Below are 22,227 nucleotides of genomic sequence, written 5' to 3'. Positions count from 1 at the left end.
CCTAGGGGATGACCACACCGTTGTGGCTAGGTTCCCGGTCGAATACGCGCCGGACCATTGGCTCGAAGAACTCCACCGGCTTGCTGGTGTAGTCTGGGTCGAAGGCTGGCATATCCCAGCGCTCGCAGAATTCATGTGCCTTGTCGAACCAAGGTTTACCGCGATGACGGTCGCGCATGTTCGGATCGGCACCGATTTTGTCGAAGAAGAAGTATCCCTGGAATTCGGGGTGGTAGCGCAAAATATTGTAGTTATCGGCAGACACGAAGGGGCGCATGATTTCGCTGACGAAGGCGCCGTGATTGTCCGGCGCCAGCTCATCACCGATGTCGTGCAGCAAAGCGCAAACGACCATTTCCTCGTCCGCGCCGTCCGCATGCGCCCGTGTCGCGGTCTGTAGTGAGTGTTCGAGGCGGTCGACTTTGAGCCCCGGACACTGCCCGCCTAGGCCGCGCAGCAGCGCCAGCACGCGATCGGCAAGTCCGGCGTGCTCCGCCGACATGTGCCGATGCATGATCTCAAAATCGTCCGGCGTCGCCTGATCGAGACGGGTAAAGCTGACTTGATCGTTCATTGCGTCCTCCCTATTCGCATCAGTACAGCGAATGGCGCGCGCGTTGACAAGCCGCGTGGGGCTATGGGTAGATGCCCGCCCCTAGCGTGGAGGACACGATGAGCGGCAAACCGGCTATTTTCTTAGAAAAAGACGGCCCGATCGGCTGGTTGACCCTGAACCAGCCCGACAAGCGCAACGCGCTGTCCGAAGCGATGTGGGCGGCCATGCCGGGCCTTCTCGACGACGCCGAACGCGACCCGACAATCAAGGTCGTCGTCGTTCGCGGTGTCGATCACCGGGCCTTTGCCGCCGGCGCGGACATCAGCGAGTTCGAAAAAGTTCACGCCACGCCGGAGACCTCGAAAGCCTACAACCTCATCGTCCAAACCGCTGAACGGCAGCTCTCGCGGTTCGCCAAACCCACGATCGCGATGATCCAGGGCCCCTGCGTCGGCGGCGGTTGCGGCATTGCGGTGGCGTGCGATTTGCGTTTCGCCGACGAGACCTCACGCTTCGGCATCCCGCCTGCCAAGCTAGGGTTGGTCTATAGCCTGCACGACACCAAACTGGTCGTCGATAAGATCGGACCGGCACGCGCCATGGACATGCTGTATACGGGTCGCCTCGTCGACGCTCCCGAAGCGTTGCGGATCGGATTGATCGATCGGCTGTTGTCGCCCGATACGATCGAATCCGAAACCCGGCACTACTGCGAAACGATCGCCGGGTTGAGCCAGTTTTCGGTCCGTGCCACCAAGCGAATCGTGCGCATGATTCTCGACGGCGGCGCCGAAGATACCGACGAAACGCTGCGACTGTTCGACGACGCTTTTCGCGGCGCGGACTATGTGGAAGGACGTACGGCCTTCATGGAAAAGCGGAAGCCGGTCTTCAAGTATTCTTAGGTCTTCAGGCGAAGGCCTTGTCCCGCACGCGCATGTTGTGATCTGCGGCCAATTCGTAAGCGCGGGCGTAACGCAGGATTTCGGCTTCGCTAAACCGTGGTCCGACGACCTGGAGCCCCATCGGTAGGCCGTTCGCGGAAAAACCCATCGGCACCGACACCGCCGGACGATCGGTCAGGTTGGCGATCGCGGTCAGATCCGCTTGATTGACCGGGACACCGTCCGAGAAATCGAACGCTGTCTGCGGCGTTGTCGGCATGACGACCGCATCGAAACCAGAAAAGGCCGTCCTGATCTGTTGTTGCGCGGCGGCGATATCGCGCTGCGCACGGACCAAACGGACGGCGCTCAAGCCGGCACCGTAACCGAGCATCGCGCGAAACTCGTCGGAAAATCGCTCAGGATGCTCGGCAAGGTCGGTCGCATGGACGACCGCGCCCTCGGCTTCGGAAATCATGAGACCGGCGCGACGCAACCCGCTGAAATCGTAACCGCTGATGCTGACCGGGGCGATCTCCGCCCCTAGTCCGGCGAGGACATCGATCGCGGCCCCGAACCCCGCCGCGACATCGGGATCGACCGCGGCGTCGCTGAGATCCAACCGGCCGAGGCGGACACCGGCTAGGCTCGCCGGTGCCCCGGGGTCGTAGGTCGGCGTAGCGGGCGCCGCGACAGACTCGGCGCACGCCGGATCGAAGCCAGCGAGGACGTCGAGCAAGAGCCCGAGGTCGCGCACCGACTGGGCCAAAGGACCGACGTGATCGAAGGTCCAGGACAGCGGGACAACGCCGCGCGGGGACACGAGACCGCGCGTGCCCTTGATTCCGGCGACACCGCAATAGGAGGCCGGCACCCGAATGGACCCCAACGTATCGGTCCCAAGCGCGGCCAGACAGAACCCCGCCGCCACCGCGGCGCCGGAACCGCCGCTCGATCCGCCCGGCGTATGGGTAACCCGATGGGGGTTATAGGTTCGGCCATACAGCGGGTTTTCGTTGGTCGCACCGAGCGCCGCCTCGTGCATATTGACCTTGCCGAGGATGACTGCGCCGGCGGCACGAAGCCGCGTCGTCACGACCGCATCCTCGCTCGACACGATATGCGCTCTGGTCGCCATGCCGGCGGTCGCCGGGGTGCCGACGAGATCGATATTGTCCTTGAGCGCGACCGGAATGCCGTCCAGTGGGCCCAGCGACGCGCGCTGGGTGCGGCGGACGTCGGAGTCCCGGGCGGCGGCCCTCGCTGCACCGGCCGTTAGTGTCGTAAAGACCTTGAGCGCAGAGTCCTGACGGGCGATCCGCGCGAGGCAAGCCTCGGTGAGGTCCAGTGCCCGGACCTCCTCCGCTGCGAGGGCCTGCGCCCATCCGGCAATGTCATGCGCAAAGATGTCGAGGTCGGCCACGCCGGGCGCCGCGTCTACTTGAACCGATTGTCGATCAATCGCACGGCCTTCTGCCGCTTTTCCACTTGGGTCAGTTCGGCGGTCGTGCCACCTGCCGCTAACTCGACATTGATGGCGATCCCGAGCCGGGTCTTGAGCTCCGCGGCGATTTCATCTCGCACACTGGCATCGCCCGGATCCTTAACCTCAACCGTGATCGTCATTTCGTCGCGGCCATCGGCGTCGCGATCGGCCCGGCAGATATATTCACCGGTCGTCGCGGCATGTTCGTTCGCGATGGCGCCGATCGCGATGGGGTAGAGGTTGATCCCGCGAAGCTTCACCATGTTATCGCTGCGGCCTAGAAATCCACGAATACGACGGAAGCTGTAGCCAAGTGACGACGGCTTGGTCTCAAACGCCGTGACATCTTTAGTGTCGAAACGAATCACCGGATAAATATCGTCCTTAAACAGGACGGTAATCACCATATTGCCCTCGCGCCCATCGGGGACGACCGCGCCAGTATCCGGATCGGTCAGGTCGAGCAGATAGGCATCCTCGTGGACGTACATCCCTTCGCGGTCGGCCGCCTCAAAAGCGACGATCCCGGTATCGCCGACACCGTAGAGATCGTAGATCTCCGCGCCGCCCCAGGCTTCGGAGATCGCTTCGCGGCTTTCGCGACCCATATGCCCGACGATCATCCGGACCGGGATATCTTTGCCCGGCACCAGACCTTCTTCACGAGCGACCTGCGCAAGTTTGACGATATAGTCGGCGAAACCGACGATTACCGTTACGCCGAAGCGGGCCATATTCTGTACCTGCTGCGCCGAGCGCGTCTCGTTGCCGGTACCGGCCGAGAGGTAAAGTGCGGGGCTGTAGTGCACGAAGGTCTCGCGCACGTAGTGACCGCCGTTGATCATCCCGTGGCCATAGACCGAATGCACGACGTCGTCAGGACCAATCCCCTGGATGTGATAAGCGCGCGCCAACATAACGTTCTGCAATTCGCGCGACCACGGCCCAAAGAACAAATTTTGCGGCGTGCCGGTCGTACCTGAGGTTGTGTGAAAAACGACCGGGGGGCGCTTGTCTTTGGCGAAATTCTCCATCCCATGGAAATCACCAAAGGGCGGATGTTCTTCGATGCTCTTCATCAGGTCGGCCTTGGAATAGCTCGGAATCTTCGCACTATCCTCAAGGCGCTTGATGTCGCCCGGCGCCATTCCGGCCGCCGACCAGAGCCGCTGATAGAAGGGAATTTTCCACCCACGGTCGATCAGCTTGAGCAACCGCGTCTCTTGCAGCGCGGTCAACTCATCGCGGCTCATCGTTTTCATGAGCTTGGCGAACGCGTCGCCGATCGGGTATTCGCGGACCATGCGCTCGTAATCGAGCGCCTCAAAATATGTCGGATTCGTCATAGTTACTCGGTCTCAGCCATTGTTAGATCGATAAGGGAACGAACGTCGGCAACCGACTCAAGGTTGTCGACATATTCGATCATGCGATCGGCGTTCGCAGCACTCAGCGGCCGCGCCGCGGACGCCCAAGCGCCCTTGAACTTGCCGACATTCTGCTCGTAGGACAGCGGATTCTCCGGGTGACCGAAGATTTGCGGCATGTCGACCGCCAGCATACGCCCGTCCTTGAGGTGCACCTCGAGGCGTTGCGGCGCGACGGCATTGGTGTTGGGGTTGGAGTCCTCGACCGGCTCCACCCGGGCGGCAATCTCGTGCACCTTGGGATTGCGGAGCCAGTCGCCCTTGAAATGCTGCACATCGACCGTGCCCTCAAGGAGCGCGGTAGCCGCAACAAATGGAATGCACAGCTTGGCGTAGTTTGGTTCCGGGTTCGGAATGTCGGGCCGCCCCGTCAAGCGGTGCGCGAGCGGCGGAACCAAAGCGACCATCCGCTCGACCTGTTCGGGCTTTAGCCCGTCGTTCTTTAGCAACTGCTGAATGCCATCGACAACCCCGTGGGTCAGACGCCCCGAGGGAAAAGGTTTGTGCGACACACGGGTGATTTGCCACGTCTTGCCGAGCGAAGCGAAGGCCGCGATATGGTCGTAGTCGCCCTCGTACATCGGCAAATACCCGTACATCCCGGTGATGACTTCGTGGGGACCGACCAAGCCCGCCTGGGCCAAATCGCAGGCCGAGATCGCGCCACGGGCGCAGAACCCGATCTGCATCCCGAGTACCGGCGACCCCTCGCGGTGGGGGGCGAGAGTGCCCGAGATCTGGCCATAGATGGCGCCAAAGGCGTTGATCAAAGTGGCTTCGTCGAAGCCCCGCAGCTTGGCGATTGCCGCCGTCGCGCCGAAGGCGCCAGCGGTGGAGGGACGGAAAAACCGCATCGGTGCACGGGACGAAATCCCCAGCACGCACGAGGCATCGACACCGAGCGCGACAGCCAGGATCAAATCCTTTCCGCTGTAGCCGCCGGCGCGATCGGCCTCGGCAGTCACGGCGCCGAGGATGGTCGCCATCGGGTGAATTACGGCGTCCTCGTTGACGCAGTCGTACTCTAAACAATGGATCTGGTAGGCGTTGACGATCGCGGCAGATGCCGCAGGCAGCCTCGTTCCGTGCACTAAGACGCGCGCCTCATCGCCCGAGCCCCATCCCTTGACCGTATCGATCAGTTGGCGGATCCAGGGTCCGTCGGAGCCGGCCACGCCGACTCCAATCGAATCGAGGATAAAAGTTTTTGCGGCCTGGACAGCCGCCGGCGGGAGGTCCTCAAACCGGGTACCGACGACATGCGCCGCCAGTGTCTCGACTGGATTGACCTCGTCGCCAATGTCCTGTGCGGCAGACATGTTCGTCCTCCCCTTCTCGTATTTCGCTAGGGCAGCAGTTCGGTGACGTCGTCGATGGTACCGCCGCGGCCCAAAGCCAGCGTTTTTTGCACTATGGCCTCTACCTTGGGCGTGGGCAATCCGCCCGCCGACAACAGTTCGCGCGCTTTTGCGACGACCGTCTCGTCGCCTACCGGGTTACCGGGGTCGCCAAGCGCATCCCTCACAACTGCTTTCTCGTGCAAACCGCCTTTGCCCCAAATCTCGACCTCGGCGCCGTAGTGGTGGGGAAAAGCCGCGCTGTAGACCTGTGCGGCCTCTACCGTCACTTTGCTCCGGACCGCGGCTATGTCGGCGCGGCGGAACACAGTGGGTTCGAACGAAGCGAGGGTCGGCTTGCCCTCGCCAAGGACCACTGCAACGACGTGCTGAAGGCTGAACTTTGCGTCGACTACGTTCTGGGGGTCGGGCCGGTCGCAAAACGCGACCGAATCGGCGTAGGTCCGTACGACGATCCGTTCGACATCCTCAGGTGCTGCGATGCGATCGCGCAGCAGCAACATAGCGTCGATCGTCGGATGCGCGTGGCGACAGGCCGGCCATGGCTTGAAACTCGTATCGTAGACCATCCACGGTGCGGTTGGATCCGCCATAACGACGGCAGAGTCTGCATCAGGGCACATCGCCGCGTAGAACCCCTGGGGCCCTTCGAGAATGTTGCGGGGACCAGTCAATCCGCGTTGGGCCAAGGTTGCCGCGACAACGCCCGACCGCGCGGCGTGAGCGTTGTGAAGTTGTTTGGACATGACGTCTTCGTTGCGAAGCTGCCACAGCCCGCCGGCAAGGGTGCCGGCATTACCCAGGGCATCGGCGAGTTGGTCGTCGCTCAAACCCAAGACGCTCCCTGCCGCCGCCGCCGCGCCAAAAGGACCGCAGGTGGCCGTGCTGTGAAAATACTTGTAGTGCCCAAGACCCACCGACGCCCCGATACGAATGACGACTTCGTAGCCGCGAATCAAGGCGTCCAAGAAGGCCGAGGTTTCGGTCCCTTGCGCCTGGGCCATGGCGAGCGCTGCGGGGATCACGACAGGTCCGGGGTGGAGGACCGAGGTGCGATGGATATCGTCCATCTCCAAGACGTTGCCGAAGGCGCCGTTGACGAACGCCGCCGTCTCGGCACGCACGTCGCCCACACCGATCGCCTTGCACGACCCGCCCGGTTCGTAGCGGCCATACGCCTTCATAACCTCGCCCGGCGCGGTCGTCGCCCCGATCACCGCGCAGCCGATCCAATCGAGGACATGCAGCGCCGCGCGGGCGCGGTCGTCCTGCGTGATGGGTCGGTGAAGCAACGCGATCAGTTGCTCGGTCAGGCTTTGATTGGTCATGAAAAGGCCGGGATGTCGGATCGACGCGGGTCGAGGGAATGGTAACATAGGGGTCCGCAAAGACAATCTGGCCGAAGGACCGTATGCCTAAATCACTTGCCCCCAACGACCTGACCTCGCTGCTCAAGCCCGGTCAATCGGTCTATATGCCCGACTGCGCCGGGGAATCCCTGCTCTTCGCCAAAATCCTGCAGGAGAATAGCGCGGCATGCGCCGGTATCCGCTTCGTTGGTGTCTGGATTCCGGGGGTTAACCAGATCGACTACGCCGCTCTGCACGAGGATTGCCGGGTGACATCTTTCTTCGTTACACCCGCGCTGCGCAAATCGTTCGCTGCGGGCAAAGTCGACTTCCTGCCGATGCACTATTCAGAGATCACGCCCTATTTGCAGAGTACGCCGCTGGACCTCGCCCTGATCCAGGTATCGCCGCCGGACAAGAACGGGCAGTGCAGTTTCGGAATCGCCGCCGACTTTCCGCCTTCGATCGTTGGCTACGCAAAGACCCTGGTGGCGCACGTCAATCCGAACATGCCGGCGCCACCCCATGCCCCTAAGATCGCCTACGACGCCTTGGATTACGTCGTTGAGGAGCCCTTCGACCTTCTGGAATACGACCTCGGCGCCGAGAACGATGCGCTCCGCGCGGTAGGTGCCAACGTCGCAAGCCTGATCCGCGACGACGATACGATTCAAATCGGGGTCGGCAAGATTCAAGCGACCGTCTTGGAACCGCTCACCGACCGCAAGAACCTGAGAATGCATGGCGGCATGGTGTGCGATCCGCTCATGGCGCTGGCGGCGTCGGGCGCGATGGCACGCGGCGGGCCGCGGCCCATGGTTCAAACCGGCGTCGCGGTGGGCAGTAGGGCGCTTTACGACTTTGTCGGCAACGATCCCGATATCGCGTTCCATCCGGCGACGTTCACCCACGACATCGGCGTTCTTGGTGCCATCGACAACCTGGTCGCGATCAACTCGTCGATCGAACTCGACATCCTGGGGCAGGCCAATGCGGAAATGATCAAAGGCAATCAGATCAGCGCGGCCGGCGGCCTTGTCGACTTCTTGCGCGGCGCTCGGCGTTCGAAGGGCGGCCGCGCCATTGTCGCCTTGGTATCGACCACGTCGGACGGAAAAACCTCGCGTATCGTCCCAGCACTGGCACCGGGAACCTCGGTCTCGGTCGCCCGCACCGACATCGAATACGTAATCACCGAAAACGGAATCGCCGACCTGCGCAACAAGACCCTGCCCGAACGGGCGGAATTGCTTATCGAGGTCGCGGCGGCACCGCAATTTCGTGACGAATTGCGCGCCGCCCGCGATGAAGTCCCTGCCCTAAGGAGGCGTTGATGGCCAAATCAAAACACCCGATTGCGACCAACCGAATCGACCATGTCGTCCTGCTCGTCTCGGATATTGAGCGCGCACGACGCTTCTATACGGACGTTCTTGGGATGTGGGAGGAGCGTTTCGTCGAGAGCATCAGTCTTCTGCAAATGCGCGCCGGGCGCAGTATGGTTGACCTCCAGCTTGCCCCAGGACGGCGCGCCGTGAAGACGGCCAGTACCATGAAGAAGGCTCGCGAAGTCGCCTTGAAGGGTCGCAACATGCATCACTTCGCCTTGAACCTAGAAACGTTCAACGAAAAGCGAATTCGGGCGCACTTGCGCAAACACAAGATCAAAGCCGGCGAGACCCGGCGCCTCTATGGCGCGGATGGCAGCGGCAAAGCAATGGATGTCCTGGACCCCGACGGCAATATCGTGGAATTGAAAGGGCCGATCACCATCGCCAAAGACAAGCGCGACGCCGCAAAAATGCGCAGCGCGGCAAAGCGCAAAGCGTTGGCTGGCTAAATCGCGCGACGTGGTCGCAGGGCGTTGATCAGAAAGATCGTACCGATCAGGCCGAGCAAGCCGACTCCGAACAGGTAAACGGCCGGCAGGCCCCAGGCTTGAGCGAGCGGCTGGCTGATAAGCGGCGAGAAGAAGTGCCCCAGCATCATCGCTGCGGTTAGGCCGCCGACGATTCGACCGCGGAGCACTGCGGGTGTCCCCTCCATCGACCAGACGATCGCGTTGACGTTGATCACGCCGAAGCCAAGTCCGGCAAGCAACAACCCAGGCATCACCGTTGCCAACGAATCGGCGACCGAGACAAGAGAAAAACCGAGCACGACGAGTGCAGCGGCTGGGACAAAGGTACTTGCCGCCTGGCGCACCCGTGAGCGGATCGGATGATAGAGCAGCGAGCCGAGTGCGATCCCCAGCGAAGAAGCCGCAAGCGACAGGCCGGCTGTCGACGCGTCAACGTAGCCAAGGGTACGAACGAAGAACGGTATTTGTGTCGGCACGAAGAAGAACGCGACGTTGACGAAAAAAACCATCACATAAACTAGAGCGATGAACGCCAGCGGCCATTCGCGAAACCGCATCCGTGGGGCTGCCTTGGCCTCAGCACTGACGACCGGTTCGGGTAGCGAACGCAGACCTAGTGGGACCAGCACCAGCGCGACCAGAAAAACTAGGAACGGCACGCGCCAGTCGATCGCCGCCAACACGCCGCCGCTGATGTTGATGGCAATGGCGCTGAAGTTGACGAACGCCGTGCGTTGCCCGAGGAACTTCTGGCGCTCCGGCCCGTCGAAATAGTCGCCCATCAAGGTAACGGTCGCGGTCATCACACCGCCCGCGGCAAAGCCGAGCAAGAGGCGCGTCGCCAGCACGACTTCGAGGTTGTCGACGAGGCCGCCTGAAGCACCCAGAAGGGCGTAGGCGAAGATTGCAACGATCAGAAACCTACGGCGCCCAAATCGGTCGATGACGGCACCGGCAAGGGGCGCCGAGATGGCAATCCCAATCGACGGCATCACCAGCACCAGCCGCGCGAGATACGCGGCATTGGGGTGGTCCGCGAAATGGGCAAGGAGTTCCGGAATCGCCGGCGAGATCGACGCCGCCTGGAACGGTGCCAGCACTGCCGCAAAGAGAAGTGTCGTCTTGCCGAGGGTGCCGACGACCGCTTGGCCGGTCACGGTGGAAACCTCGGACCCTGTGTCAGATCGCGCCCGCGGCCTTCAACGCGGCAATCTCGTCCGCCGAGTAGCCCAACCCCTTGAGGATTTCGGCATTGTTCTCGCCATGTTTCGGTAAATGAAAATTGACGCGACCGGGTTCATTCTTGAATTTGATCGGAATGCCCATGTGATCGTTCCCATCGGGATCTTTGATCCGCATTTCACGCTCCCACACCTGGGGCGTATCCCATGCTTCTTCCAGATCCATTACCGGCATCCAGCAGATATCGCGCCCCTCGAACCACGCTTCCCATTCAGCCCGATTTTTCTTGCGAAATTCCTCGCGCAGGAATGCGATCGCCGGCCAATGGCCCTCGCCTGCGGGGCCCGTCACTGGCTCGATGAATTCGGGACGGCCCAAACCGTTGAACAATTCCTCGACGAACTTGTGCTCGCCACCGCCCAACGCCATATGGCTGCCGTCTTTCAAGGCATAGATGTTCAGCATCGCGTTACCGCCGTGGGTTCGCTCCCGCAGCGGTTCGGGTGCTTGTTTCCCCGCGAAGACGGGGCCGACGATATTGGGCGAGGCATTGAGTACGGATTCGAACATGCTGATGTCGACGTAGTCGCCGTCACCGGTCTGTTGGCGGCGATAGAGCGCCATCATGATGCCGCCGAACGCGAGGTGCGATGAGAGCATGTCGGAAATAGCAACGCCCAAGATTGCCGGGCCCGATTCGCCTTCGGGCGATTTCGAAAGACCAAGCACACCTGCCGCGGCTACCGCAGCGGTGTCGTGTGCTGGGCGATCGCGCCAGGGGCCATCTTGGCCGAATGCCGACATCGAGCAATAGACGAGGCCTGGATTGATCGCCCGCAGCGTGTCGTAGTCGATCCCCAGGCGTTTCATGACTCCGGGGCGGAAAGACTCGATAAAAACGTCGGCTTCTTTCACCAGTTTGAACAGAACCTCTTTGGCAGCGGCGTCTTTCAGGTTCAGTGTGAGAGCTTTCTTGCCGCGCTGAGTGGTGCGAAACATGACTGTCCAGTCGCCCTGCACCCACGGGAAGAACTGTTTGAAACGCGTTGGCTCCGGCGCCTTGGGATTCTCGATCTTGATCACCTCGGCGCCGTGATCTGCCATCATCAGCGACACCGCCGGCCCCGGCAGAAAGAGCGAAAGGTCGAGAACTTTGAGCCCGTCAAGTTTCATGGTCTGCCCTCTTTAGCTGCGCCCGCGAAACGGACGATCAAACAATGCCTTTGTTGCGTAGTGCGGCAATATCGCCGTCGGCATAGCCGATATCGCGCAGGATCTCATCGGTGTTCTCCCCCAAGTCCGGCGCATAGGTCGTCGGCAGTCGTTGGCCGTCGATCTTGATGGGGTTGGCGACAACCCGGAACTTGCCCTTTTGGGGATGATCGTAGGTGTGGATCATCTCGCGTTCCTTGACGAAGTCGGTCTCAAGTGCGTCGGCCAAATCGTAAACCGGGCCAATCGGCACGAATCCGGCAAAGATATCGACCCATGCTTCGACACTCTTTTCCGCAAAAACCGAATCAAGGATCGGATTGAGTTTTGTGGCGTTCTTCTTGCGAGCCGGAAAATCGATGAAGTCGGGGTGATCGAACAGGTCCATCCGACCGGTCTTCTCACAGATGATCTTCCAGAATTTCGGGGTCAGGCCCATAAGGAAGATCCAACCGTCCTTCGCCGTATAGAGTTGGCTTGGGACCAGGGAGGGATGCGCCGATCGCGGCAAGCGCGGCGTGATTTCCTTTTCGTTGAGATACCAGGTCGCAGGATACGTGGTCTGATAGAGCGCGGTGTCGAACAAGGTGCAATCGATGTCGCACCCTTCGCCTGTCGCGCGCGCCTTGAGAATCGCCGAGATCAACGCCAGGACGGTGGTCGTACCGGTCATCCAGTCGACGATCGAGAGCCCCATGCGGGTTGGCGGTCCATCGGGCTCGCCGGTGATCGTCATGAACCCGGTCTCTGCCTGCATCAAATAGTCGTAGCCGGGCCAGGTCGCCCGCGAACCCTCGCGGCCATAGGCCGACAAATGGGCGCAAACGATCGCCGGGTTCACCGCTTTCAGGTCTTGGTGAGTGATTTTGAGTTTGGCCGGCTGATCGCCGCGCAGGTTGTTCATAACGCCGTCGGCTTTCTTGGCGAGCCGCCGCAGAACTTCCTGACCCTCGGGTTGCTTGAGATCGAGCGTAAGGCTCCGCTTGCTCTGATTCAGCGTTTGGAAAAACTGGCTGTCATGTTCTCCTAGGAGGTGGGGCGTCACCGAGCGCGAAGAATCGCCGCCAACGTGGGGGTTCTCGATCTTAATAATGTCGGCGCCGAGCGCGGCAAGATGGCCGGTGCCGAACGGCCCGGCACCGTAGTGCTCGACCGTGACAATCCGCACCCCTTCAAGAGGACGACTCATGAACTTCTCCGCAGTGACTAACGAGAAGAGGCGGGCCGACAGACGCGGCCCGCCCCGAACTAGGCCGGGTTCCGCGCGATCAGTTGTTTCGCGATAATGATGCGCTGCATTTCGTTGGTGCCTTCGCCGATGGTCATCAGCGGGGCGTCACGATAGTAGCGCTCGATGTCGAACTCCTTGGAATACCCATAGCCACCGTGAATGCGCATGGCTTCGAGCGACACCTCGACGGCCGTTTCCGAAGCAAAGTACTTTGCCATCCCGGCTTCCATGTCGCACCGCTCGCCTCGGTCGTAGGCCTGCGCGGCGTTCTCGACCAATAAGCGCGCAGCCTCGACCTTGGTCGCCATGTCGCCCAGTTTGAGCTGGATCGCCTGGTGCTGGCAGATCGGCTTGCCGAAGGTCTGACGTTCTTGCGAATAGCGGGTAGCGTCCTTGAGGGCCGCGCTCGCAAGTCCGACGCCGCGTGCCGCAACGTTAATGCGACCGATTTCAAGACCGCCGGCGGCCTGGTAGAAACCCTGCCCTTCGACACCGCCCACCAGGTTCGCTGCAGGCACCTTGAAGTTGTCGAATACGAGTTCGGCCGAATCGATCGACTTGTAGCCGAGTTTTTCCAAGCGCCTAGAGACCGTAAACCCATCGCCCTTTTCAACGATGAAGAAGCTCATGCCCTTGTGCGCCGGCTTGGCCTGGGTGTCGGTCTTCGTGAGCAACGCGTAGCACGTACCCTCGATCCCATTGGTGATCCAGGTTTTGGACCCATTGATGGTGTACCAATCGCCGTCCTTGTCGGCGCGGGTGCGGATGCTTTGCAGGTCGGTGCCGGCATTGGGCTCGGTCAAACCGAGACCGCCGCGCAACTCGCCTGTGGCAAACCGCGGTAAGAACTTTTGCTTTTGCTCTTCGGTACCGAAGCGTTGGACCAGTGTCGCCATGATGAGATGCGAGTTGAAGATGCCGGTAAGCGCCATCCACACTTCGGTAATCCGAATCACGACCTTGGCGTAGGTCGATGCAGACATGCCGAGGCCGCCGTATCTCTGCTCGATAATCGCTCCGAAGAGACCCATTTCCTTCATCTGCTCGACGATCTCGTAGGGATACTCGTCGGCATGGTCGAATTTCTTCACGACCGGCCGGACATCGCGCTCGAGCCATTTGTCGATCGTGTCGAAGATCTGGCTCTCTTCTTCCTTAGTCAGGCCGTCTTGGTCGAGTTGCTCGGCGACGCTCATGTTATTTCCTCCGTCGGTCCGCAAATGCGGCATTCAAGTTCAAGTTGATGGCGAATCAATAATTCTTTGATCGGTCGTCCACCGCGTGGCCGCGCTTGGGGATCAACATCGACCGCTCGAAGGAGATCACCACGGCGCCGTCCTGGTTTCGGCCGATAGTTTTGATTGTCACGATACCCTGATTAGGCCGCGACTTCGACTCGCGAACTGCGAGAACCTCGGATTCCGAGTACATCGTGTCGCCGACGAAAAGCGGCGTTGTCAGCTTGATGTCGGACCACCCCAAATTGGCGATCGCCTTCGACGAGGTGTCGGAAACGCTTTGGCCGACCGCGATCGCGACGGTGAGCGGGCTGGCGACAAGGCACTTACCGAACTCGCTGTCCTTAGCGAACTCCTTGTCGAAGTGAAGGGGGTGCTGGTTCATGGTGAGCAGCGTGAACCACGTGTTGTCGGATTCGGTAATGGTGCGACCAGGACGGTGCTCGTAGACCGCGCCAACTTCGAACTCTTCCAGATAACGCCCGGCAGACTCGCGGTACCGCTTTTCGCCGACTTCTTTGGCCACAACGACCATGGTCCCCTCCCATTGATAAACGCGTTGAGGAACGACTCTTGACCGATCAGGCGCGGGAATGCAAGAATTTGTTCGAACAAATTATCCAGAAATCGGACGAATGAGTGAAAAACCCCAATCCTTCGGCGTAACCGACGCCCACGAGGCGCTGCGAGCCGAGGGAATCGCCGCGCACATTCAAGTCGCGATCCAAGATGGCGTCTATCCCCTAGGGGCCGGTTTGCCGACTGAGGCCGCCCTATGCGCAGCGCACAACGCGAGCCGCTACGCGGTCCGTCAGGCCCTGGGCCGTCTGACGAAACTTGGGCTGATTGAACGCCGCCAGGGGTCGGGTTCGATCGTCAGAGCGACCGAACCCCAGGTGTCCTACGCACAGTCGATGGGCTCGCTCGACGAACTGCTGCAATATGCCAAGGACACCGCGTTAACCGTCGAGCGTGTGCGGCTGGAGTCGATCGGCGCCCGGACCGCCCAAACCATCGGCAGCGCCACACATAAACGTTGGCTCCACGTCAGCGGCCTGCGCCATAGCACGGGTGGAAGTGCCGATCCCATTGCGTGGACGGATGTCTATATCAATCCACGTTTTCGCGCGGTGACCGAACGTCTCGACAACAAGAACGTCCCGATCTATCGGCTGATCGAGGAAATGTTCGGCGAAACCGTTCATCAGGTCGAACAGACCATCACCGCGGCATTGGTGCCGAGCCGCATCGCCACGAAACTTCAAATGCCGCTACGCCAAGCCGGGTTGAGAGTAGTCCGCCGCTATTTGGCGGAAGATCGCGCCGTTCTGGCCGTCGCTATCAACCTGCACCCGGCCGACCGGTTTCACTACTCGATGGTCCTGACACGAAGTATCGGGCGCTAAACGGCGATCGGCGCTGCGTTAGGATTCAATAATCTGGGCGAGATTTTTCGGGCCCTCGTGGGCGTGCCACAGGAGGCTGGCGAGATCCGCCAACCGGCCCATAAGTTCGAGGTCCACGGGGCGATAACTATAGCGCGCCTGCGATCCAGCGATGAGCTGGCCAAACATCTTGCCTTGCCAAAACATCGGGACATACATCGACGATCCCATCCGCGAGGTCTTGAGGATTTGTTGGAAGTCGGCGTAGTCGTCGGTGTTCGCCAGGAGCAACGGTTTTTGTTCGCGGACCACGCGTCCGGGGTGGCCACGATCGATATCGATTTTCATGTGAATCTGTTCGGGCGGAAAACCGCTTTGCGCAACGAACACGTTGTGGGTGCCGCCTGGGGCAATCATCACCGTGGCCGCAACGGTATACTGAGCTTCGTCGCCCTTGAGGCCGCCGGGTTTCAGGTGCGCCGTTTTGTCCCCTAGAAGCGCCGCGACACAATCGGTCACCACACGCAATGCGGCTTCGGGACCCGGTGCTGCCATGCCGTTCGCCATTACAGCGACAAATTCATCCCACGCCTGGGGCGCCGACGTGATGGTATCGCGGGTCATGCCGTCGCCGGATATTGCTGAGCAAACGATTGAGCCATTTCCAACCGGGTGGCGACCCACACGCCTTCGCGGGCGCGCACGTGCTTGAGAAATCCTTCAAACGCGCCGATCCGACCCGGCCGGCCGATGATGCGCAGGTGCAAGCCCAGCGACATAATCTTTGGCTCGCCCGCAACGCCCTCGCTGTAGAGCCAATCGAAACTATCGGTGGCGTATTTAAGCCACTGGTCCGGGGTAAGCGCCGGGTCGGTCCAGAACTTCATGTCATTGGAATCGACCGCGTAGGGCATGATGACAAAGGGCTTGCCGCCCGCGTCGCCCCAGAACGGGACGTCATCGGAAAAGTCATCCATGTGATAGGTGAAGCCCTCTTCGGCGAGAAGCCTGCGCGTATTCTCGGTATGGAGATAGCGTGACAGCCAGCCGTAGGGACGGGTGCCGGTTGTTTTTTCGATCGACGTCACTGCCTTGCGGATGTACTCACGTTCTTGATCTTCGTCCATGCGGTGCTGGGCCTGCCAACGCCAGCCATGAGAACACGGCTCGTGGCCCCGGTCGCGGATATAGTTGGCGATCTGGGGGGCGCGTTCCAGTGCGAGCGCGCAGGCGGTCCAAGTCGCCTTGATGTCGTATTTGTCGAGCAACTTAGCGACCCGCGGAAAACCCGCCTTGATCCCGAACTGATAGTTCGATTCGTTGCCGAAGTTCCTCAGCGGTCCTTTGACAAACACACCGAGTTCGTCGACGGGTTCCATTCCTTTGTCGCCATCGAGGATGTTACCTTCCGCGCCCTCTTCGACGTTGACCACGATCGACAGCGCGATCTTCGCATTCCCTGGCCACTTCATGATTTTTTTGTCGCTCACGCTGCGCTCCTATTCGGCCGCCGCCCGCGCGGCTAGCGTCCAATGTTGTTGGGCATACTGGACCGAACGCGACAAGGCGCGCCGGGCGTCTTCCAGCATGAAGGTGTATTGATGCCAGACATGGATCATCTCCGGCCAGACCTCAAGGTCGGCCTTCACGCCGTGCCGTGTTGCCTGACCGTAAAGGGCAATCGAGTCGCCCATCATCGCCTCGCTACCGCCCACTTGAATCAGCATCGGCGGAAGGCCGGTAAGATCGCCGAAACACGGCGACACCTTTGGCGCGCGCAGGTCGTCGTCCTCACCGACATAAAGCTTTGCCATCGCCAACAAACGCTCACGCGTCGCCGTGGGATCCACGCCCTCAAGCATATCGTAGGTATCGAAGGAGCAACTCAAATCCGTCCAAGGGGATTGCAGGATAAGCGCTGCCGGTTGAGGTTGCCCGCGCGCGGCTAGCTCCATGCAGAGAGACAGGGCAAGACCACCGCCCGCCGAATCGCCCGACACGACAATGTCGGACGCCTTCAGTCCTGCGCCAATAAGCCAAGAAAAGGCCGCACTCGAATCCTCCAGCGCTGCCGGATAGAGATGCTCGGGCGCCAGGCGATAGTCGACCATGTAAACGGGCACGCCGGAATCTTTGGCAAGGTAGGCACCGATGGTGCGATGGGTCGCCGGGGACCCGAATACGAACCCGCCACCGTGCAAATGGATGATCGCACGAGAGGTATCCGCGCCGTTCGACGTGAGCAGCTCGGCGGCAATGCCCCCCATGTCGATCCGAGCGGTATTCACCCCCTCGGCGATGGGCCGGTCCGCCGCCGCTTCATTGCGCAGCCGACGAATCTCGTTGCGCGACGCATCGGCCGGCGGCGCTGTCTGCTTGATGTACTCCCGAACTTCGAGGATTTCGCTCATCGCTCCCCCTAATGCATTTCCTGGCCGCCCGACACGTCGAGATTTTGGCCGGTCACGTAATCCGCTTCGCTGGAACACAAGAACGCGCACATCGAGGCAATGTCGCTGGTGCGCCCGACCCGGCCCAATGGGATCTGTTTCGCGCGGGTGGCCAACAATTCCTCGACCGTGATGCCCAAGGATTTCGCACGAAACTCGTTCTGGCGCGCCCCGAGACCTGTCGTGATGTGGTTCGGGCAAACCGTATTGACGGTAATGTTTTGCGGCGCGAACTCGAGCGCAGCGGTGCGGGTCAGCCCAACCAACGCGTGTTTCGAGGAAACATAGGCGGCGAGATCGGGAAACCCACGCTTGGCCGCCTGGGAGGCAATAGAAATAATCCGGCCACCGCCGCCCTGGGCAATCATTTGCTTTGCGGCGTGTTTGATGCCGAAGAACGCACCGCGCAGGTTCACTTCGAGCACGGCATCCCAGTCTTCCTGGGACAGCTTGAGGGTCGAGTTCATGATGTAGCCGACACCTGCATTGTTGACCATCACGTCGATCCGGCCGAATCGGTCGACCGCGGTTTGAATGGCACCCCGCACCTGATCTTCGTCGCGCACATCACAGACGGCCGCTGCGGCTTCGCCACCGGCTGCTACGATTTTGTCGACGATGGACTGAAGCTCCGCTGCCGTGCCGATGTGTTCAGCACCGAAACGCTCGCCCTTTGGGGCGCCGATGTCGGTGAGAACAACTTTGGCACCCTCTTGGACCAACCGTTTGGCGACCGCTTCGCCGATCCCGCCTTGGCGACCGGCGCCGGTAACGACGGCAACTTTGCCCTTCAGGTCGTACATGATCAGTGCATCTCCTCGCCGCCGGAAACGTCGAGGTTCTGGCCGGTGACATAGGGTGCCTGGTCGGAGCACAGAAACGCCGCCATCGCAGCAATATCGCTGGTCAACCCGACGCGGCCCAACGGGATACGCGCGCGCATCGCCGCCATGTAGTCGTCCTCTCCTTGCCCGCCGGCGGCGCTGAAGTGTTCGTTCTGCCAGGCCCCGAGGCCTGTGGTGACATGGTTCGGGCAAATCGCATTGACGCGAATGTTGTGCGGCCCGAACTCAAGTGCAGCGGTGCGGGTGAGGCCGACAACCCCGTGCTTCGACGACACATAGGCCGCCGCACCGGCAAAGCCGCGTTTTGCCGCCTGTGAAGCGATATTAATGATCGAGCCGCCGTCGCCTTGGGCGATCATTTGTTGGGCGGCATGTTTGACTCCGAAAAAGACGCCCCGGAGATTCACATTCAAGACGGCATCCCAGTCCTTTTGGTCCAGGTTGAGGATGTCGCTCATCAAATAGCCGATCCCGGCGTTATTGATCATGATGTCGAGGCGACCGTAGGTGTCGACTGCCTTCTTTATTGCACCGGCGACCTGCGCTTCATCCAAGACGTCGCAGACGTGGGCGCTGGCGCGGCCGCCGGCCTTGACGATTTCCGCGACGATCTCTTCCATTTCCGCCGTCAATCCAACGTGCTGGGACGCGAACTGGGGGCCTTTCGCCGCGCCGATGTCGGTAATGACGACATGCGCGCCCTCGGCGGCCAATCGCTTCGCCATGGCCTCGCCTAGCCCGCGGTGCCGGCCTGCGCCGGTCACCACCGCAACTTTTCCCGATAAGTCGTACATCGTTTCTCCTCGCCCCCTCGTTACCACGGCAGCTGGCCACCATTCATCGCGATACATTGACCCGTTATGTATTCGGCATCGTCGCTGCACAGCCAAGAGACCGTCGCCGCGACGTCCTCGACCCTGCCCCAACGCCCCCACGGTACTTCGTCCTCGAGCGCCTTGTAGACTTGGTCGCGGGAGATACCTTGCGCACCGGCGATCTTATCGAGGAGACCGTTCATCATCGGCGTCTCGACATGACCGGGCGTGTAGCAATTGACCCGGATACGGTGCGTGGCGAGCTCGCCAGCCGCGGCTTGGCTCATCATGATGATCGCCGCCTTGGTCGCGCAGTAATGGGCGAAATTAGGTACGCCCTTGCGACCGCCACCCGACGATGCATTGACGATCGATCCGGCGGATCCCTGGGCGATCATCTGTCTTGCGCCAGCCCGCATACCCAGAAAGACGCCGTTGACATTGACGTCCATCATCCGCCGCCAATCATCGGCGCCGGTATCGACGACCGACGAGAACATGATGTAGCCAGCGTTGTTGACCATCATGTCGAGCTGGCCAAATCGCGACACCGCGGCATCGACGGCCGCATCGACGGCGGCTTCGTCGCGAACATCGGTTTCGACGGCGGCGGCGCGCGGGCCCAGAGATTTCTCAAGGGCGCGCGCCGCATCCATTGCGATATCCGCGATGACCACGTTGGCACCGTCGCGGTAGAGCCGTTCGGCGATACCGCGGCCGATACCGTTGGCTCCACCCGTGATCAGGGCGGTCTTGCCGACGTGGCGATCCGCCATGCTGGGTTAGCCGGCGAAGTTTTCAGTGACGACGAAAGTTGGATTGTCGGCGAACTTCTGGAATGCCGCGGCGACCGCCTGCATCCGAGGTTCCTTGCCGATATCGCCGACAAGGGCGTCCAGACCCGAAATATGGAGAATTTCGAAATAGCGATAGGGCGGCTTGGCCTTCGATCCGAGGATCCCCTCGGCGCGGTAGACCTTGAACTCTTTGACGGACTTCAGTCCGCCGGCAATCGGAACGTCGGTGTCGCGCGCCCATTTCTCGTAGGCCGCCGCGCTCACGCCCCGGCGCAAATTAAACAGAACGATGAGGGTCCGTTCGGTCCCCGCTACCGAGCGCTTGCTCCTTTGGATGGACGCCTTCTTTTTTGGCGCCGCTTTCTTCTTCGCTACGGCCTTCTTCTTGGGCGATGCCTTACGCACCGCCTTGGCAGCTTTCTTGGCCTTGGATTTGGCGGCGGTCTTTTTTCTCTTGGTAGCCATACTTATTTCCTCCCCCGCGCGCGACGCGCGCAATGATGCTATCACGCCCTGCAACCCGCCGATTATAGGAGCGCCCGCCGGCGATGCCAGTGGGGACGGTTAGGCCGCGCGCCCCAGAATCAGGTCGCTTGCCTTTTCGCCGATCATGATCGACGGCGCGTTGGTGTTGCCCCCCACCAGGGTCGGCATGATCGAAGCATCGGCCACGCGCAATCCCTCGACACCGCGTACGCGAAGTTGGGGATCGACCACGGCAAGGTCGTCGACGCCCATTTTGCAGGTTCCGACGGGGTGATAGATCGTTTGCGCGGTCTCGCGTATCCAGGCATCCATTTCTGCGTCTGTCGTCACCCCCGGCCCCGGCATCTTCTCGTCGCCGCGTAGCGCGTCGAACGCCGGTTGGGCGAAGACCTTTCGCAGTATTTTCACGCCATCGCGAATCGTCCGCATGTCGTTGGGCGCCGACAGAAAGTTGGTGTGAATCGCCGGCGCAACCCTTGGGTCGGTCGACGTCGCGCGCACCCACCCGCGGCTTTCTGGGCGCAGACAGCAAATGTTTGAAAAGAACCCGTGGGTGTGGAGACCGCCCATATCGGGCCCGAGGCCCGGCAGGAAATGAAATTGAACATCCGGCATCTCGAGTTCCGGCCGCGTCTTGACGAAGCCACCCGCTTCCAAAGGGAAGGCTGCCGCAACACCGGTGCCGAACAACGCCGCCTGGAGCAGCGCGAAGGGTGCAACGTGGGGACGGAACATGCTGAGGAACGTGATCGGTTGGGTGCACAGATGCTGGACGTAGACCGCGACATGGTCTTGCAGGTTTTGCCCAACACCCTTGCTTTCGGCGACAACAGGAACGCCCAGCGCGGAGAGATCCCCGTGCCGACCGATCCCGGAGAGTTGTAGGATGGCTGGAGAATTGATCGCACCGGCACTGAGGACGACCTCGCGTCCCGCGCGGGCCTGATGACGCTCGCCCACCCGGTCGTACTCGACGCCAACGGCGCGGGTGCCCTCGAAGAGGATCCGCGTGGTATGCGCATGGGTCAGGATGTCGAGATTCGGTCGCTTGCCGGCCGCGCGCAGAAAGGACACGGCGGTACTCTGCCTCCGACCCTTGGCAATCGTGAAGTCGTAACGGCCAAAACCTTCCTGCTGGGCGCCGTTGAAGTCGTCGGTAAAGGGGTAGCCAGCCGCCTGACCCGCTGCAACGAACGCGTCGAAGAGCGGGTTCTCCATGGTGCCCCGACCGACCCTCACCTCGCCGTCCGCACCGTGGAAGTTGTCGGAACGATCAAGATGCTGCTCCGACCGGCGGAAGTAGGGCAGCACGTCGTCGTACGACCAGCCCTCGCAACCGGTCTGCCGCCAGATATCGTAGTCGCGGGCATGCCCGCGGATGTAGACCATGCCGTTGATCGACGAAGATCCACCCAACGTCTTACCGCGGGGGATAAAGATTTCGCGGTTGTTGAGATTGGGATCCGGTTCGGAATTGTAGAACCAGTTGCTCATTTTTGACGGGTAGAGGACCCCGCAGAGCAACGGGATATGGATCATCGGGTTGATATCGCGACCGCCCGCTTCGAGCAGGAGAACCCGGTGGCGCGGATCTTCCGAGAGGCGATTGGCGAGCACGCAACCGGCGGAACCGGCGCCGACAATGATGTAGTCGTAGACCGTCAT

The 22,227-nt window shown here is 61.2% G+C and carries 22 protein-coding genes; 4 read left to right on the top strand and 18 right to left on the bottom strand.

What is annotated here, in order from left to right; genetic code table 11:
- Position 1 precedes the first annotated feature (1 nt).
- Complete coding sequence (locus tag RID42_06835) at positions 2-574, bottom strand: phosphohydrolase (GenBank protein ID MEQ8247381.1); 573 nt, start codon at positions 572-574, stop codon at positions 2-4.
- Between the two features lie 98 nt (positions 575-672).
- On the opposite strand from RID42_06835, the gene RID42_06830 reads away from it, so the two are divergent.
- Positions 673-1,461: an enoyl-CoA hydratase-related protein gene (locus tag RID42_06830; protein ID MEQ8247380.1), complete on the top strand. Its 789-nt coding sequence runs from the start codon at positions 673-675 to the stop codon at positions 1,459-1,461.
- A gap of 4 nt (positions 1,462-1,465) precedes the next feature.
- Here the strand turns inward: RID42_06830 and RID42_06825 are convergent, their stop codons facing one another.
- The 4 genes from RID42_06825 to RID42_06810 are packed head-to-tail and all read right to left on the bottom strand — an operon-like array spanning position 1,466 to position 7,039.
- A complete protein-coding gene (locus RID42_06825; protein MEQ8247379.1) occupies positions 1,466-2,863 on the bottom strand; it encodes an amidase in 1,398 nt (465 codons plus the stop codon).
- A 14-nt stretch (positions 2,864-2,877) separates the two neighbouring features.
- On the bottom strand, positions 2,878-4,272 hold the full coding sequence (locus RID42_06820; protein ID MEQ8247378.1) for an AMP-binding protein: 1,395 nt from the start codon (positions 4,270-4,272) through the stop codon (positions 2,878-2,880).
- 2 nt (positions 4,273-4,274) lie between these two features.
- On the bottom strand, positions 4,275-5,672 hold the full coding sequence (locus RID42_06815) for an MmgE/PrpD family protein (protein MEQ8247377.1): 1,398 nt from the start codon (positions 5,670-5,672) through the stop codon (positions 4,275-4,277).
- A gap of 26 nt (positions 5,673-5,698) precedes the next feature.
- Positions 5,699-7,039, bottom strand: a complete 1,341-nt coding sequence (locus RID42_06810) for an MmgE/PrpD family protein (protein ID MEQ8247376.1) — start codon at positions 7,037-7,039, stop codon at positions 5,699-5,701.
- Positions 7,040-7,122: 83 nt separating this feature from the next.
- On the opposite strand from RID42_06810, the gene RID42_06805 reads away from it, so the two are divergent.
- Both RID42_06805 and RID42_06800 read left to right on the top strand, forming a co-directional pair.
- Positions 7,123-8,394: an acetyl-CoA hydrolase/transferase C-terminal domain-containing protein gene (locus RID42_06805; GenBank protein ID MEQ8247375.1), complete on the top strand. Its 1,272-nt coding sequence runs from the start codon at positions 7,123-7,125 to the stop codon at positions 8,392-8,394.
- Positions 8,394-8,900 (top strand): VOC family protein, encoded by a 507-nt coding sequence (locus tag RID42_06800; protein ID MEQ8247374.1) that lies wholly within the window; start codon positions 8,394-8,396, stop codon positions 8,898-8,900. The genes RID42_06805 and RID42_06800 overlap by 1 nt, the downstream gene beginning before the upstream one ends.
- On the opposite strand, the gene RID42_06795 is transcribed toward RID42_06800, so the two are convergent.
- Genes RID42_06795 through RID42_06775 form a run of 5 tightly spaced genes read right to left on the bottom strand, consistent with a single transcriptional unit; the run spans position 8,897 to position 14,319 of the window.
- On the bottom strand, positions 8,897-10,078 hold the full coding sequence (locus RID42_06795; protein MEQ8247373.1) for an MFS transporter: 1,182 nt from the start codon (positions 10,076-10,078) through the stop codon (positions 8,897-8,899). The genes RID42_06800 and RID42_06795 overlap by 4 nt on opposite strands.
- 22 nt (positions 10,079-10,100) lie before the next feature.
- On the bottom strand, positions 10,101-11,276 hold the full coding sequence (locus RID42_06790) for a CaiB/BaiF CoA-transferase family protein (protein MEQ8247372.1): 1,176 nt from the start codon (positions 11,274-11,276) through the stop codon (positions 10,101-10,103).
- A 37-nt stretch (positions 11,277-11,313) separates the two neighbouring features.
- Complete coding sequence (locus tag RID42_06785) at positions 11,314-12,504, bottom strand: CoA transferase (protein MEQ8247371.1); 1,191 nt, start codon at positions 12,502-12,504, stop codon at positions 11,314-11,316.
- A 59-nt stretch (positions 12,505-12,563) separates the two neighbouring features.
- Complete coding sequence (locus tag RID42_06780; protein MEQ8247370.1) at positions 12,564-13,742, bottom strand: acyl-CoA dehydrogenase family protein; 1,179 nt, start codon at positions 13,740-13,742, stop codon at positions 12,564-12,566.
- 55 nt (positions 13,743-13,797) lie between these two features.
- Positions 13,798-14,319, bottom strand: coding sequence for a MaoC family dehydratase (locus RID42_06775; protein MEQ8247369.1), 522 nt, complete (start codon positions 14,317-14,319; stop codon positions 13,798-13,800).
- 100 nt (positions 14,320-14,419) lie between these two features.
- Here RID42_06775 and RID42_06770 point away from each other — a divergent pair, with 100 nt between their 5' ends.
- The gene (locus RID42_06770; GenBank protein ID MEQ8247368.1) at positions 14,420-15,190 is read left to right on the top strand and encodes a GntR family transcriptional regulator; all 771 of its coding nucleotides are present in this window, start codon (positions 14,420-14,422) and stop codon (positions 15,188-15,190) included.
- An 18-nt stretch (positions 15,191-15,208) separates the two neighbouring features.
- Here RID42_06770 and RID42_06765 read toward each other — a convergent pair whose 3' ends face one another.
- The 8 genes from RID42_06765 to RID42_06730 all read right to left on the bottom strand — a co-directional run bounded on the left by RID42_06765 (position 15,209) and on the right by RID42_06730 (position 22,227).
- Complete coding sequence (locus RID42_06765; GenBank protein MEQ8247367.1) at positions 15,209-15,793, bottom strand: GAF domain-containing protein; 585 nt, start codon at positions 15,791-15,793, stop codon at positions 15,209-15,211.
- Positions 15,790-16,641 (bottom strand): polysaccharide deacetylase family protein, encoded by an 852-nt coding sequence (locus RID42_06760; GenBank protein MEQ8247366.1) that lies wholly within the window; start codon positions 16,639-16,641, stop codon positions 15,790-15,792. The genes RID42_06765 and RID42_06760 overlap by 4 nt, the downstream gene beginning before the upstream one ends.
- Before the next feature lie 27 nt (positions 16,642-16,668).
- Positions 16,669-17,580 (bottom strand): alpha/beta hydrolase, encoded by a 912-nt coding sequence (locus tag RID42_06755; GenBank protein ID MEQ8247365.1) that lies wholly within the window; start codon positions 17,578-17,580, stop codon positions 16,669-16,671.
- A gap of 8 nt (positions 17,581-17,588) precedes the next feature.
- Entirely contained in the window at positions 17,589-18,422 is an 834-nt protein-coding gene (locus RID42_06750; protein MEQ8247364.1) for an SDR family NAD(P)-dependent oxidoreductase, read from the bottom strand.
- A gap of 2 nt (positions 18,423-18,424) precedes the next feature.
- Positions 18,425-19,258, bottom strand: coding sequence for an SDR family NAD(P)-dependent oxidoreductase (locus RID42_06745; protein MEQ8247363.1), 834 nt, complete (start codon positions 19,256-19,258; stop codon positions 18,425-18,427).
- Positions 19,259-19,278: 20 nt separating this feature from the next.
- Positions 19,279-20,055 (bottom strand): glucose 1-dehydrogenase, encoded by a 777-nt coding sequence (locus tag RID42_06740; protein MEQ8247362.1) that lies wholly within the window; start codon positions 20,053-20,055, stop codon positions 19,279-19,281.
- 6 nt (positions 20,056-20,061) lie between these two features.
- Positions 20,062-20,541 carry a hypothetical protein gene (locus RID42_06735; protein ID MEQ8247361.1) on the bottom strand — a complete coding sequence of 160 codons (480 nt, stop codon included), beginning with the start codon at positions 20,539-20,541 and terminating at the stop codon, positions 20,062-20,064.
- Between the two features lie 99 nt (positions 20,542-20,640).
- The gene (locus RID42_06730; GenBank protein MEQ8247360.1) at positions 20,641-22,227 is read right to left on the bottom strand and encodes a choline dehydrogenase; all 1,587 of its coding nucleotides are present in this window, start codon (positions 22,225-22,227) and stop codon (positions 20,641-20,643) included.

The organism is Alphaproteobacteria bacterium (genome assembly GCA_040216735.1).
In the GTDB taxonomy this organism is placed as follows: domain Bacteria; phylum Pseudomonadota; class Alphaproteobacteria; order SHVP01; family SHVP01; genus CALJDF01.
The sequence above is the reverse complement of the archived record's forward strand: the minus strand, read 5'-3'. Positions and strand labels throughout refer to the sequence as shown.